At 43.1% G+C, this 15,241-nt stretch carries 13 protein-coding genes; 3 read left to right on the forward strand and 10 right to left on the reverse strand.

The features are described 5' to 3' along the window. Window positions 1–229: 229 nt before the first annotated feature. Window positions 230–1,858 (forward strand): methyl-accepting chemotaxis protein, encoded by a 1,629-nt coding sequence (locus tag VFW36_RS01040; protein WP_329656965.1) that lies wholly within the window; start codon window positions 230–232, stop codon window positions 1,856–1,858. 22 nt (window positions 1,859–1,880) lie between these two features. Here the strand turns inward: VFW36_RS01040 and VFW36_RS01045 are convergent, their stop codons facing one another. The 10 genes from VFW36_RS01045 to efp form a co-directional block, all read right to left on the reverse strand. Beyond that, the gene (locus VFW36_RS01045) at window positions 1,881–2,561 is read right to left on the reverse strand and encodes a response regulator (protein WP_329656966.1); all 681 of its coding nucleotides are present in this window, start codon (window positions 2,559–2,561) and stop codon (window positions 1,881–1,883) included. Then, window positions 2,536–4,467, reverse strand: a complete 1,932-nt coding sequence (locus VFW36_RS01050) for a 7TM diverse intracellular signaling domain-containing protein (protein ID WP_329656967.1) — start codon at window positions 4,465–4,467, stop codon at window positions 2,536–2,538. Before VFW36_RS01050 ends, VFW36_RS01045 begins: the two co-directional genes overlap by 26 nt. 93 nt (window positions 4,468–4,560) lie before the next feature. Further along, a complete protein-coding gene (locus VFW36_RS01055; protein WP_329656968.1) occupies window positions 4,561–6,651 on the reverse strand; it encodes a sensor domain-containing protein in 2,091 nt (696 codons plus the stop codon). 96 nt (window positions 6,652–6,747) lie between these two features. Beyond that, window positions 6,748–9,324 (reverse strand): PAS domain S-box protein, encoded by a 2,577-nt coding sequence (locus tag VFW36_RS01060; RefSeq protein WP_329656969.1) that lies wholly within the window; start codon window positions 9,322–9,324, stop codon window positions 6,748–6,750. Between the two features lie 2 nt (window positions 9,325–9,326). Beyond that, complete coding sequence (locus tag VFW36_RS01065) at window positions 9,327–10,037, reverse strand: response regulator transcription factor (RefSeq protein ID WP_329656970.1); 711 nt, start codon at window positions 10,035–10,037, stop codon at window positions 9,327–9,329. A 128-nt stretch (window positions 10,038–10,165) separates the two neighbouring features. Next, window positions 10,166–10,849: a DUF1566 domain-containing protein gene (locus tag VFW36_RS01070; RefSeq protein WP_329656971.1), complete on the reverse strand. Its 684-nt coding sequence runs from the start codon at window positions 10,847–10,849 to the stop codon at window positions 10,166–10,168. Between the two features lie 46 nt (window positions 10,850–10,895). Then, entirely contained in the window at window positions 10,896–11,462 is a 567-nt protein-coding gene (locus VFW36_RS01075) for a DJ-1 family glyoxalase III (protein WP_329656972.1), read from the reverse strand. Window positions 11,463–11,473: 11 nt separating this feature from the next. Further along, the gene (locus VFW36_RS01080; RefSeq protein WP_329656973.1) at window positions 11,474–11,815 is read right to left on the reverse strand and encodes a DUF86 domain-containing protein; all 342 of its coding nucleotides are present in this window, start codon (window positions 11,813–11,815) and stop codon (window positions 11,474–11,476) included. Further along, entirely contained in the window at window positions 11,808–12,101 is a 294-nt protein-coding gene (locus tag VFW36_RS01085; RefSeq protein WP_329656974.1) for a nucleotidyltransferase family protein, read from the reverse strand. Before VFW36_RS01085 ends, VFW36_RS01080 begins: the two co-directional genes overlap by 8 nt. 202 nt (window positions 12,102–12,303) lie before the next feature. Beyond that, window positions 12,304–12,870 carry an elongation factor P gene (gene efp, locus VFW36_RS01090; RefSeq protein WP_329656975.1) on the reverse strand — a complete coding sequence of 189 codons (567 nt, stop codon included), beginning with the start codon at window positions 12,868–12,870 and terminating at the stop codon, window positions 12,304–12,306. A gap of 202 nt (window positions 12,871–13,072) precedes the next feature. Here efp and VFW36_RS01095 point away from each other — a divergent pair, with 202 nt between their 5' ends. Together VFW36_RS01095 and VFW36_RS01100 are read left to right on the forward strand one after the other, a co-directional pair. Next, complete coding sequence (locus VFW36_RS01095; RefSeq protein WP_329656976.1) at window positions 13,073–14,452, forward strand: TolC family protein; 1,380 nt, start codon at window positions 13,073–13,075, stop codon at window positions 14,450–14,452. Further along, window positions 14,452–15,237: an efflux RND transporter periplasmic adaptor subunit gene (locus VFW36_RS01100; RefSeq protein ID WP_329656977.1), complete on the forward strand. Its 786-nt coding sequence runs from the start codon at window positions 14,452–14,454 to the stop codon at window positions 15,235–15,237. Before VFW36_RS01095 ends, VFW36_RS01100 begins: the two co-directional genes overlap by 1 nt. The last annotated feature ends 4 nt before the right edge of the window (window positions 15,238–15,241 follow it).

Genomic DNA, 15,241 nt, shown 5'->3' on the forward strand with positions numbered 1-15,241 from the left:
AGTACCGCACGAAGAAGTATCTCTTTGAGAGCATTCGGGAAAGCATCGGCATCTACGAGGATTTTCATTCTGACCTCTGAAATAAATATGCGATTATACTATGTAGAGCCGTTGTTATCACATATTTATTATATATTTTTATGAATTTTCCCCATGAGACCGAGACGTGACCGATATTATATTAGTATTCTGAATTACTATTCACTCTCATAGATACACAAGGATACGCATGACAGACACAATCACAATCAAAACCAAACTGACGGCACTGAGTATTTTTGTCATTGCCCTTTTGAGTATACTGAGTACGATTTCTCTTTTTGATCTCAAAAACGAGCTCATGAATTCCAAAAAAATCATGCTAAAAACGCAAATCGATACGGCATCGACACTCATGGGACATTATGAAAAAGAGGCCATCGAGGGGAGAATGACCCAAGAAACGGCACAAGATGCCGCCAAAAATGCGATCAAAAATCTCCGGTATAACGGTGAAGAGTATTTCTTTATTCTCGATACCGATATTCGCGGTGTTATGCACCCGATCAAACCGAAACTGGACAATACCGATTTGTCCGACATCAAAGATCCAAACGGTAAAAAACTTTTCGTTGAGTTCGCACGTGTTGCTAAAGAATCGGGTGAAGGGTATGTGGATTATATGTGGGCAAAGCCGAACAGCGATACTCCGTTGCCTAAACTCTCCTACGTCCGTCATTTCAAACAATGGGGCTGGATCATCGGAACCGGCGTGTATATCGATGATGTCGAAGAAGAGTTTACCTCTATAGCGATGCGTACGGCAGGAACGGCATTGGCCTTTTTAATACTACTTACTTTCTTTATCATGGCTCTTCGCAATTCCATCGTTTCAAAACTTTCAACCATGCAAACAATGGCGCACGAACTCTCAAGCGGAGATGGGGATTTGACCAAAAGGCTTCTCATTGCAGGAGAGGACGAAACCGCACAAACGGCAACCTCTATCAATGCATTTATCGCAGCAACACAGACTATGGTTCAAAGTGCCAAACGTTCATCCGATGAAAATGCGTCGGTAGCTACCGAACTTTCCCATACATCGCTCAGTATCGGTCATCGAATGGAAGATGAATCCAAACTTATCCATGAGATACATACCAGTGCCCAACAACTCATAACCCATTTGAATGCTACAAAAACATACAACGAAGAGACCCGTGGCGATATTATCTCAGCGAACGAAACCCTTGGAGCATCTCAACGCGAGCTTGATAGTATGATCTCTATGATACGAAGCAGTGTCGAAGTCGAAACCGTTTTTGCACGTGAGCTCCATGAACTAACCAATAATGCCCGACAAATTCGAGAGGTACTCTCTGTTATCGGAGAAATTGCCGATCAGACCAACCTTCTGGCTCTCAACGCGGCGATTGAAGCGGCGCGCGCCGGAGAACATGGTAGAGGTTTTGCCGTTGTAGCCGATGAAGTCCGTAAATTGGCAGAGCGGACGCAGGGGAGTTTGTCTCAAACCGATGCGACCATCACGACCATTGTCAACGCTATCGAAGATGCGACAACGCAGATGGAAAAAAATGCACAGCAAATTCAACAGCTTGAGAAAAAATCGCAAGCGGTCGGTGATCAAATCACGCAAACCGTCCATGTTGTCGAACGAACAACCGAAGCGATTAAGAAAATGGTCATTGAAGTGGATAAAAATACCCACGAAGTTGAAGAAATTTCTGCGCACTTAGCAGACATTAATAACCTCTCGCATACCAATGCCAGAAGTGTTGAAGAGATTGCCAAAACCGCAGAACATCTTCATAATGTAGCGGATGAGCTTAACGGGTATTTGGGAAAATTCCGCGCTTAATATCCAGCGGCGGGGTATATACTCATTTTTTGAGTATGTATCCCATCCCGTAAATATTTTCAATCGATAATACGTCTGCTTTGTTTCGGATACGATTGATCAACTCCCGTATCGTCGAATCACCGATAGTTTTGTCTCCCCAGATCGCTTGGCGAAGTTCTTCCAATGTGATAGGGGTATCGGGATGATTCAAAAAAAGGTTTACGGCAGAGGTCTCGTTTTTACTGAGTTCAATCACTTGATTACGCCAATAAAGACAGTGTTTTTCCGTATCCAGCCGAAAATCAGAGTTCTCTTTTTTCCCTTCGTCGCATTTTTCGCTCTCCTGATGCTCTCTTCGGACTCTCTCGACCGCCATCAGCAAGACGGCGATAAGATCATTTTCTCTAAAAGGTTTTACTAAAAAGCCATAGGGCATCGTCCCTGCCGCTTCCTGTAGTGTCTGTGAATCGCTGTATGCGCTGATATAGATGACAGCTACATTATCCTCCAAGACACTGCGTGCAAGTTGAATACCGTCTTCCGCACCTTGAATATTAATATCCATAATGACAATATCAATCGTCTGCTGTGCCAAAATTTTTCGAGCGTCTACCGCACTTTTAGCACTCCCTGCGACAAGGTACCCTTGATCTTCAATAATCTCCTGAATAAAACGGGAGGTTATCGGTTCATCTTCAACGATTAGGAATGTTGGATTCATTCAAAAACTCCAATTTAAAATAGGTGCCGTACCATTTTTTATACACGATTTGCACCTCCGGCAACTTTTCCGCCAAAGCTTGTATCAACATAATCCCGATATTCTTTTTATTCTGGGAGAATCCTTCAAAGCCTATCCCGTTGTCTTTAAACCGAAGGGTAATTTTATTGCCGTTTTGAGCACACTTTACCATCAAGCGATTACCGGTATCGGTTGGTTTAAATGCGTGCTTAAAGACATTGCTCAAAACTTCATTGCAAATCATTCCAACGGTCACAGCCGTATCCATAGTGATTTGAATAGGTTGAAATTCAGAGACAATTTTAACCTCTGTCCCCGACATATTCCGCTGATAAAGATTAATCAGAGAACGTAAATATTCCTGCAAGCTTACCATCGCAATATCATCGCTTTGGTAGAGCATTTCATGTATCATTGCCATACTTTGCAATCTCGCGGTACTGTCATCGATAAGTATCCGAACCTCTTCGTTGGGCGTACGCCGCCGCTGAAGCCACATCATCGAAATAATCACCTGCAAATTGTTTTTTACTCTATGATGCACCTCTTTGATGAGGGCTTCTTTCGTGGAAATAGTTTTATGAAGTTGCTGATTGGTTTCATAAAGTTCCACCGTCCTCTCTTTTACCTCTAATTCAAGTTCATCTTTTGATCTTCGCAATATCTCGGTCAACGCTTTGGCTTTTTGTGCCGCTTCATATTGAAATCGCTCTTTTTGGAGGCGAATAACATTAATACGATCCGCCAAACCGAATGAGAGTAACAACAATTCAAAAAATACTCCGATTTGTGTCCCCCAAATCGTCAAAAAGTTGATCGGTAATAACCCGATATTTTTTAGCCCCGTCAACGTAGCACCGATAAGCAAAAGAACCCAAGCAAGCATATAAAATTTGGAGGCTCGAACGTTATATCTAAAATAGGCGATCAACCCCACCGATCCTAAACTAAAGGTCGTTATAAAAAGAACCCCCGTTGCTAACATGACCCCCCAATGATAGTCAAGAACAAGGGTTAAGAAGAGTGTAGGGATTGAGAAGAGCAAAACTCCATATAACCCCTTATCGAGTTTCGGCAACACCGTTTTTGTATCCAAATAGGTACGACTGAAGATAACAGCAAGAACATGAAGCAATACAATCAAAAAAGGGATAATGTAATTATTGAGTTCAGGAACCGATGGCCATAAATATCGGAAAGCGATACCGCTGAGGGCAAGAAGAGTTATCACATTAGAAATCTGAAAAATGACATAATAGAGATAACTCCGTTCACGGATAGAGAGAAAGAGGAAAAAATTATAGAGAATCATAATAATCGCTCCCCCGTAAAAAATCCCCAAAATTGCCATTTTCGTGATTTCCGAAACATAGTATTCTTCATCATTCAATAAAGAGACCCGCAGATCCATCGAACTCTTTGATCGGATATGCACATAGAAGGTCTCTTTGGAGTCAGGCTGCATCACGATAGGGAAAATGATATTCTCATCTTTTTTTTCATGCAGTTCGAGAGGGATAGAATCACCGCTGACTTTTGAGCTATAGGTTCCGTCTGCTTTGATTTGGTAAAAAGTAACGTGATCTAAAAGGGGGTATTCAAACTTCAATAACCGCTTCAAAGGATATTTTTGAGGGTTTTTGAGGGATATTTTTATCCAGAAATCGGAGCGTGTCAGCCCAAATCCGGCAGAGCGACCATTGAGCGGATGAAACTTTTTTTGTACCTTCTCATCAAGAAGAGCATCCAGCGTTAAAGTCGCATTTTGATCTTCCAGATAGAGATATTGTTGCTCAATAGCACTATTTTTTAGTACGGAGACATCGATAAAATTTTCGGCGCGAAGAAGTACACTCAATAAGATCAAAACACTGATAATACGCATTTTTGCTCTTCGTCCTATAATCACATTTTAAAAAGTATCTATTATAAGAACAAATACTCTAACAATTGTATATCTTATTCTAACGAAAGCACATTATACAGCATAAAAATTTTTATAATACTCTTCAAAATGGGTATTTTTCATCGGCTTGGCAAAATGGTACCCTTGCACCTCATCACATCCGTACGCATCGATTACCGAAAGTACATGTAGATCTTCGACCCCTTCGGCTATCGTTTTGAGATTGAGATTTTTCGCCATTTGGATGATCGTTTTAACAATCGTTGCATCTTCTTTGTCTTGAAGAATATCACGGACAAACGACTGATCGATTTTGAGTTTATCTACGGAAAAACGTTTGAGATACGCAAGACTCGAATACCCTGTTCCGAAATCATCAATCGAGAGTTGCACTCCCAACGCCTTTAGATTACGAACCGATGCGAGGGTATTGTCCGCGTCGTGCATAATGATCGATTCGGTGAGCTCAAGTTCGAGGTATTTCGGGTTTATTTTAGAGGTTGAGAGAGCGTTGCTTACAACCTCTTCAAGATTTCCCCGTTTAAACTGTACTGCGGAAATATTCACCGCAACAGTAAGCTCTATCCCCATTTCCTGCCAAAGGGCAGCTTGGCGACACGCCTCATCGATGACCCACTGACCGATTTTGGCAATCAACCCGTTACTCTCGGCGATCGGGATAAAGCTCATCGGTGGGATCATCCCCAGTTGCGGGTGGTTCCAGCGTATCAGTGCTTCGACCCCGATAATACGATTACTCGATAAATCGATCTGCGGTTGGTAGTGGAGAAGAAACTGATCTTGTAACAATGCACTTTTAAGATCATTTTGGATTTTGAACTGACCGATAAGATTATGATTCATCTGCTGACTGTAGAAACAATACGCATTTCGCCCTGATTCTTTGGCTTTGTACATAGCGGTATCGGCACTTTGGAGCAGTGTTTCAAACGTTTCTCCGTGGTCAGGATAGAGAGCGATGCCGATAGAACCCGATGCGGATAGAGTATGGGTAGCAACTTCAAACGATTTTTCCAGTTCTTTGAGGATCTTTTCTGCGGTTAGCGCCGTAGCATTCGGATCTTTGACATCAGAGAGAATCAGTAAAAACTCATCACCCCCCTGACGACTGATCGTATCACTCTCTCTGACACACTCTTTTAGACGTAATGCGATGGTTTTTAGCATTGCGTCCCCTGCGGAGTGTCCCAGCGTATCATTGATCCCTTTGAACCCGTCCAAATCTATAAATAAAAATGCCGCTTTTGTCCCTGAACGTTTCGCGTGAGCCATTATCTGTTCGGCTCTCTCTTTGACCAAAATACGGTTCGGCAATCCGGTGAGAGCATCGTGGTGCGCCAAATACTCGATTTTAGTATCAATCGCTTTTCGTTCGGAAATATCCCGTCCGATCCCTAGTACTCCCATAAATTCATCATTATTGAGGACAGGGATTTTTCGGGTCTCTATCGTTAAACATTGACCACTACTTGCAAAAATCACCTCCTCTTCGTTAATGGATATAGTCCCTGTCTCTATCGCTTTAATATCATTTTGACGACAAACATCCGCCTGCTCTTGCGACATGAAATCAAAATCGGTTTTACCGATAATCTCCTCGGCAGGTACACCGAAAAAATGTTCCAATGCAGGATTGCACATCAGATACACCCCGTTTGCATCTTTTACCCATATCATATCGGGAATGGTTGAGATGACGGCGGCCAGTTTGGCCTGTGTCTTGCGTAAATGATCTTCTTGCTCTTTTTGCTCGGTAATATCTCTGGCGATACCGGCAATACGGTATATCCGTCCATGCTCATCCCGAATCGGAGTGAGACTAGAGTAATAAATCCTTTTTCCGCCGGGAAGATTATATTCACCGATGAAATTGATTTTTTCTCCTATAGTGAGACATGAGGTATATTTTTGAATCAGGGTACGGCGAAGTTCTGCATCGCTAAACGTATCAACGTAATGAGAGAGGATACTCTCTTTGGAAAGACCGGTAATCTCTGTGAATGTGGAATTAAGATCGATATGGATAAACCGCCTCTCTGGGGTTACTTCGACAAGATAGATAATATCGGTGCAGTTATCAAAAATAGCATGATAGTAGTGGCTCAGTTTTGCATCGTTCGAATGAGATTCTCGTCTTGACATCACCCTACCCCTACATTAACATTTCTGTTATGAAATAATACCTATTAAAGGTCATGTAACGGTCATGTGAAGGGGCAGTAAAAATGACTTAAATCATTAAATTGTCTTTGTCTCTACCACCTCTTTTGCGATTCCGAGTATCCCTAACAAACTTCCGTCTGCTCCATAAACTGCCGATTTACGAGTTTCGAGTAAAACAGACTTTCCGGTCGAATGATAAATAACCTCTTCATAATTAATGCTAACCATCCCATTTTCAATGGCTTCAGTATCTTTTTGACGGAAAAAATCGGCTAATTCTTTCTCAACATAATCGTAATCGGTTTTACCGACAATATCAGCTTCCCTTGCTCCGAAAAACTGCTCGAACGCATGATTGCACATCAGATATACACCATCAGGATTTTTCATCCAAATGAGATCGGGAATCGTATCAAAAAGAGCTCTAAGCTGAGTGGCCGTTTTCTGGAGTCTTTGTTCGACCGTTTTATACGGGGTAATGTCGCGACCGATCACCATAATGCCGCTGACATTACCCTCATAATCAAACTCGGGGATAATACGCTGATGCCCCCAGCGCGTCTCTCCCCACGGTGTAGTATAGGTTGATTCTTGCTCAATCTCGGTTCGTTTCCGAACCGCTTTTTCAAACAATTGCTCAAATCTATCTATATCAGGCAAAGGGGAGAACTCACGCGGAGTTTTGCCGATAATCTCCTCCATCGGTTTTCCCAATAACCACCGCATCATCGGGTTGACATAGATACGACGTCCCTGCAAATCGTAACGGCTGATAACGTCCGGCGAATGCTCAACCATGGCACGAAATGCGGCTTCACTGCTTGCCAATGCATTTTCTGCGATTTTCCGTTCACTCAAATCCCAGATATTCGCAATGATGTAAATATCATTATCGGCACTGTCTTTAACCCAAAACACTTCGATATTGACAGGGAACATACTCCCATCCCTGCGGCGATGCAAAGCCTCTGTAAAAAGATAGCCTTGCGTGTCGTATTGTTGTTTTAAACGAACAAAATTTTCCCGTTCCGAAGGGGCGAACAAATCAATAATACCTAAATTCTTGAGTTCTCGATCCGTATAGCCGTAAAGCTGTTTAAAAGACATATTGCTTTTGATGAAAGCGGTGCTTTCGGCTTTATAGATAACAATCCCCCAATGGGCATGTTCAAAAATTTCAGCCCAACGACGCAACTCATGTTCGTTCTGTTCGAGTTCAAGCACTTTGTTCGTCAATCGGCGCATCTCCTCCATCGTCTTTTTCTCTTCGTGGGATGAGGCCATTGGACGAGTGGCGTATGCACTATAGGGAAGCGTAATCGTTACACAAGCCCCTTCATTTCGATTTTCAACAGAAATCTCTCCTCCGAAACGGTTAACGATCTCCCGAACCATGTAAAGCCCTAGCCCTGAACCGTTAGGTTTGGAGGTGATATAGCGTTCGAAAACCGATTCGATCGGATCGATTTTGATCCCTCCCGCATTATCTGAAACACTAATACGACACGTTTCATCCCCTCCAACCACATGGATGTCGATGACAGGGGATGAGGGGTTGGTACGTTCTAGCGCATCTTTGGCATTCAGGACAAGATTGAGCAAAACATGGATGAACTCATTCGCATCACCTTGAATCGTCGGGTCAGATTCGAGAGAGACCCGCAGTGTTATGTTGCTGTTTTGAAATGTGTATTCGGTCAGCTTTTGGATTTTTTCCACCTCTTCGGAGAGGATGAAACTCTTTTGAGAGCGATGGTGTTGCGCCAAAAACCCGTAAAATGTATCAATAGTCTCCGCCAAATGACGCAATAGACCGAAGCTCGTATTGAGCGAATCGAGGAGGTTCTCTTTGGATATTCCCCCCTCGTACAACAGCGATGCTTTAATGCCGTTTTGGATGTTTCCGATGGCGTTAAGCGGCTGTTTCCATTGATGAGCGATGTCGGCGATCATCTCCCCCATCGAAGCATTGCGTGATTGTAAAAACAGGGTATGGGCATCGATGGTGTTTTGAAGGATCGCTTTCTCTTTCTCCTCTTGAAGCGACCTGATTTTACGCGAGATGAGAAGCGCCAAAGATGCCATGTTCCATATTGCGCCTATAAAAACAATTTGCGACATATCATCGACCGATGGGAGTGGAGTATTGACATCCGCTGCGTACAAAAATGCGGCAAGAAACAGAGGAAAGAGCGCCAAAAAGTAACCGTACGACGAAAGAGAACGGTGCCATAGAGTAAATAACGTAATCCCCAACGAGAGAAAAAAAGCAACCATCGCGAACAATGAAGTAGCTGAAACTCCCGATTCGCCTCTGAGTAAAAAGGCAATCCCTAAGAATACAACCAAAGCCACCCCTAGCGAAAAACGATAAAGTGCCGGAAAGCGTACTTTTGTTTCATTGATATGAAGGGTAAAAAGGATCAGAGCCACATGAAAAAATTGCAAAAACAGCGTTTCTACGGGAAAAGAGAGAAAATTGTTATGCCCCATCGATTTCGTATCATCGATAATACTGAGGACTCCCACATAAAGCGATGCGGCATAAAGCGAAAAATAGAGATAACTCTTCTCACGGGTATAATAAAACAGACTCATATGGTGGGAAAATATCCCGAGAAAATATCCGCTAAATACGAAAATAACGACCATAATTATTCGGTATCATCCGATCGGAAAGCTCTTTGAGTATCAAGCCGATACCCGATCCCACGAACCGCAACGATGAGATCCTCATCCAGCTTTTTACGCAGACGGAGAATCGTGTTCTTCAGTGCCGATTCACAGATCGGATCGAGGGGCCAAAGAGCATGTGCGATTTCCTCTTTGCTCACGGTACGATGCGTATTGTCGAGTAAAAGTTCCAAAAGCTCTTGTTCTTTAATCCCCAAGACAACATTTTGTCCCTTACTGTAAAGTTCTTTGGTCGCGGTATTGTAGTAACTATCCGGACTTAACCTTAAAAGCCCAACATTTTTATATATCCGTTTCATTGCACGGTTCAATGCCGATGTGAGCTGATCCAATTCGACCGGTTTGACCAAATAGCCGTCAATCGACAAATTAGCCGCATTGATCACCAAATCCCGCTCATCATAGCTCGTCATAAGGATAATAGGAAGGGTATAGTTATTTTGACGGATTCGACGAATCAACGTTAGACCGTCACACTTTGGCATTTTAATATCGGTAATGAGAATATCGGGAGATTCATCTTCGTAGAGGCTATACGCCTCTTCACCGTCAGAAGCGACATACACCTGATCGAACAACATATTTAAAATCCTGCTCATCTGAGTACGGGAAATGGTATCGTCTTCGGCATAAAGCGCTTTTTTCGTTTTCAAAAACAGAAGATTCTGCATGGACTCATCTTTAATATGAAAATTTTATAAAATTTTCTGCATGATTTAAAACATTTAAGCAGTATACAATTTTTTAAATCATATTTTTCTCATTTTATTCAATAAACCATATTAATGTACTCCAAATCTTATTCTGAAACACACCGAACATAGGCACTTTCCGTTTTGTTCACCGTTGCAACGGAACCGAGCTTAAACCCGACACCGTATGCTTCATGAGCGTTTAAACTATCACTGCTCCAGTAGTAGCGATGCATCATCGCCCCGAAATAGTGCATATCGACACTCGGTCGATAATAGCTATAATCAACGATGCCGTAGAGTTCATCGGTTGTCGGCAGACGCCATGAACGCCCCCCTAACGTCAGATTTTCACATGCCTCTTTCGCTTTTTCATAGGTGAATTTAGCCCGTTTATCCGTCGCTTCGAGTGAATGCCACAGCAATAGTGAATCTTTATCTTCTACCCCCTCCGGTGTTATTCGGTAGTGGTGTTCTGATCTCGCTTCAGGGGTATTGATACACGCTGCGGCAATTTTTTTGGTCGGAGGAGAGAGGGAAATATTGCGCTCTTTAGGATAAAAACTGTATCCGACCATCGCGATAATCCCGCCATCTCCCTCACTTCCCGTCCCTATTTCGGTATTATCAGAAGGTCCTTTGTTGGATGACCAATAGCTGAATCCCTCGTTAAAAGGGGTCGTTTTGGGGAGAGCAAACAGCTCTTTGATCGACATCATCCGCCATGAATCGCCAAGATAGCGACAATACTCTTTGGCTTGCTCTTGGGTATAGTGTTCGCTTGGAGACAAGTGGATCTCCCCCCACGCTAGCGAGGAGATGAGCGGAAGAATAAGACTAAATCGTCGCACAATAGTCGGCTAATAACCCGCCGCAAAGTCTTTCATAGGTTTCATTTCCCGATAGTTTTTTCACAATCGCCAACGCAAAGCAAATTGCCGTCCCCGGTCCGCGTGATGTCATCACATTGCCGCTTTCGACAACAGCGTGTTTATCGCCGACAAATCCGCCGATAGTGAGTTCATCTTCGATACCGGGATAGCAGGTATACCCCTCTTTGAGCACCCCTGCGGCTTCGAGAGCATACGGCGCGGCACAGATGGCACCGATCGCTTTTCCTGCACTATCCATCGTTTTAAGGAGGTTTTGAACGTTACTATCAGCGGCAAGGGCTTTCGTACCACGCCATCCTCCGGGGAGAACGATCATATCGAGTTCATCAACGCGCAATCCCTTGATCGGACGATCGGCATGCACAGTGATCCCGTGCGCCCCTGTGACCATTAGATGTTCGTTCAAACTTCCCATGATCACTTCGATGTCGGCACGGCGCAAAACATCGATGATACTGATTGCTTCGATCTCTTCAAAACCCTCTGCAATAGGGACTAAAACACACGGCATGGGTTTTCCTTTTATAAATATTTTTTGCCCATTTTTTCAAGGGTAATTTCAAACTGGATAAAATCATCTTCCAACGTATCCCAAAGAACTCTATCATCCAAACCAAAATAATGGTGAGTCAATACATCCCTCATTTTCGCAATTTCGCTCCATGGAACCGTATTGAATTCATCTTGAATCTCTTTCGGAATTTGTTTGACCGCTTCACCTATATTTTCAAACGCTTTTGCCGTTGCATAGACCTTTTCGGTATTCTCTGTAAACTCTTCAAAAGTGACGTTAGCTGTAAATTTTCGTATATTTTGACATTCGGTGATAATATCGCGAAGATACAGCTTCCATTCTCTAGACATAAATTAAATCTTTATAAATATAGGGTTTTATATCAGCTTTTATCGTTTCGGCTCTGACTAAATCGACTTTGTGATTCAGTGATTTTTCGAGATCACCGAGATATTTGAGATATTTAAACATAGAGAATTTTTGATCTTTTTCGATTTCATAAATGATGTCAATATCGCTGTCGCTTTGTTCTTCACCGCGTGAGAAACTGCCAAATAATCCGATGAGAATAAGTCCGTCTTTTTGGTATTGCGGTTTAAGTGCTTTGAGCGTTTGGAGTATTTCGGTTTTTGTCATCTCGTTATTCGGTTTTTGTTGATTTTTATAGTGTTATTGTACACTGAATTAAGAAAATATGAGGGAATGTGGATTGTATGGGTGGTTTTAATTAAGATTTTTGAACTATACATATTGAAGATAGATTCCGTGTCGGTGCACGGAATGACGGAGATGCTACCCTTCGACAAGCTCAGGGCGAACGGGGAAAAGGAAAAGTGAATTACTTCACTTTCTCCATGTATTCACCCTCAACGGTGTTAACGCGGATAATATCACCCTCTAACACGTGGTAAGGAACTTGAACGACTGCACCCGTCTCAAGAGTTGCCGGCTTTTTACCCGCACTTGAGGTATCCCCTTTGAAGTTCGGCGGAGTATCAACGATTTTAAGTTCCATAATCTCAGGAGCATCAACGCTGATCGCTTCGTTGTTGTGGAAAATCATTTGAACGCTGGTACCGTCTTTGATCCACTTCATCGCCTCTTCGCATTGATCGTAGGTAAGACCGAGTTGCTCATAGCTCTCGTTGTCCATGAACTGAAGCATGTCACCGTCATCATACAAAAACTGCATCGTTTTATGCGCCATGTTCGGCACTTCGAATTTATCACCCGCATGGATCGTTTTTTCGATCACTTTTCCGTTTTTGAAGTTTTTAACTTTACAACGGACGAACGCCGCCCCTTTGCCGGGTTTAACGTGTTGAAACTCGACGACTCTGAACGGGTTACCGTCGATCTCAAGACGTACACCCTTTTTAATATCACCCATACCGATTGTTGCCATTAGGAAACCTTTTGTACTTTTGTTTGGGCGAATTTTACCCGAAAGTGAAACGAATTTCAAACTAAGTGTAACTTATAGTATTAGCTTAGCCGTTTAGACGATTTGATTTTTAGGGTTTTTAGCTCTATTAAATCCGTTAAAGGGTATAATAAACCTTATACGATTGATTATAATCTCAAATACATCCTAAGGAAATCTGTTTATGACAACCCTTTCACGTATTTTTAGTGCATCACTCCTCATCGGATCATGCCAGCTCATGGGAGCGGGTTTATCGCTCCCTGCCGCACTCGAAATTTTAGAAACCAACAACCTCGAAATCAAAACGGCTACGCTAGATCTCCAAAGTGCCCAAAGCGATACCTCTATCGCCAAAGGGTACAACTACGGTTCCCTCGATTTGACCCAAAGCGCCATGCGGTCCAATGAAGCCGGAAACGTATTCGGATTTAAACTCAGCTCACGCCAAGCCGATTTCGGTGATTTTGGATTCAGTGATTTTTTAGCGTGTCAAAGCGGTACCCCACCCGCATACTGTTCTAACGTATTAGGAAAACAACCGACAGACCTAAACTATCCGGGTTACCAAAACTATTTTCAAACCAAACTGACCTATACGGTTCCCCTCTTTGTGGGTGGAAAGTTAAGCGCGTACAGCGATATTGCGCAAAAGATGGAGCAGATCAAAAAACTCGATGCCGATCAGATGAAAACCGAAAAACGGTACGAATTGCGTAAAAGCTATTACGATATGGCTCTCTTGCAAAGCTCGATCGATCACATGAAAACCATCCACACCAATATCACAACTTTAGAGCGTACTACTCAGATGATGGTGCAAGAAGGGTATGCCAAGAAAGTCGATTTTCTCGAAGTGGAAGCTCGAAAGGCAAACGTCGAACGAAGTCTCACCGAAATGGAAGCCAATAAAAAACTTCTCTACCACTATTTGAGTTTTTTGCTCAACACCCCCGTAACCGAGATCGAACTCCCCTCCCATGATTATCCCTCATCCGCCATCAGCGAAAATGATGTGTTAGCAAACAATACCGATCTTAAAAAAGCCGCCCAAGGGTTAGAAATTCGTGATCGCATGGTGGATGTTGCGTATGCACCGTTTCTCCCGCAAGTGGGAGCATTTGCCGAAGCCTCCAGCGCCGATGATACCTTTTTGGGTAATTTCAACGAGCATAAAGCCTACACCGTCGGTGCAAAACTCTCATGGAACCTCTTCAACGGAGGAATCGACAAAAATACACTCGAAAAAGCCCGTATCGAGAAACTGAAAACGACGACCCAAGTGGAGTTGGCGAAAAAAGGGATCACCCTCCAATACGATAAAATTCGTACCGAAATCGAAAGTTTAAATGCCCAAGTCAACAGTCTCGAAAAAGAGCTTGCCCTCTCAGATGAGATCTATAAAAATTACGAAGGGCGTTATCATGAGCACCTTGCATCGATGAGCGACGTCATCATCAAACAATCGCAACAGATCGAAAAAGTCCTCAACCTTCAAATGGTTAAAAATCAACGAAACGAGCGCATTTTTGCCCTCGAAAAACTTAGCAACGGAGTTAAATAATGAAATTTTGGATCACGACACTCGCACTATCGGCTTCTCTCAGTGCCGCAGGAATTAGCCTCTCAGGAAGCGTTATCAGCGATAACCAAAAAATGATCACGAGCCGTAACATGGGCTTTGTCACCAGTGTCAACGTTTCCGAGGGATCGCGCGTCTCTAAAGGACAGCTTTTATATACCATCGATTCAAAAGAGATCGATTCGGCTAAAAACCAAGTCGAACTCGGAATCGCTCAGGCTGAGCTTTCGCTTCAAATGTATCAAAACCAATACGCGAACTTGGAGTTGAACCTAGAACGTAACAAACGTCTTTTAGCCCAAGATATGGTCTCAAAATTTGAAGTGGAAAACCTCGAACTCTCCAAAAAGAATCTCCAAAATATGATCGCGATCGGAGAGCGTCAGGTCAACCAAGCCAAAGCACGCCTCCAAGAGGTCAACAACCAATATAACTATCTCCGTATCACCGCACCTAACAGCGGTGTCGTTATCGCTAAAAATATCAAAGTGGGTGAGATGGCGATGCCGGGGATGCCAGCCATCGTCCTTTCCGATCTTAATGCACTTAAAATCGAAGTTGAAGTGGCGGAGAACAATCTCAAACTTGTCCCTGTAGGGAAAAAAGTAAAAATTTCTGTCCCTTCCGTCGGTTATATCGGAATCGGCAAAGTAAGTGCGATTGTCCCGAGTTCCAATCCGATGACTCACACCTTTAAAATCAAAGTCTCATTCAGCGCCAAACAAACCGTTTATCCCGGAATGTACGCAACCATTGAAATCGAATAGGAGC

This window comes from Sulfuricurvum sp. (assembly GCF_036279695.1).
In the GTDB taxonomy this organism is placed as follows: Bacteria; Campylobacterota; Campylobacteria; order Campylobacterales; family Sulfurimonadaceae; genus Sulfuricurvum.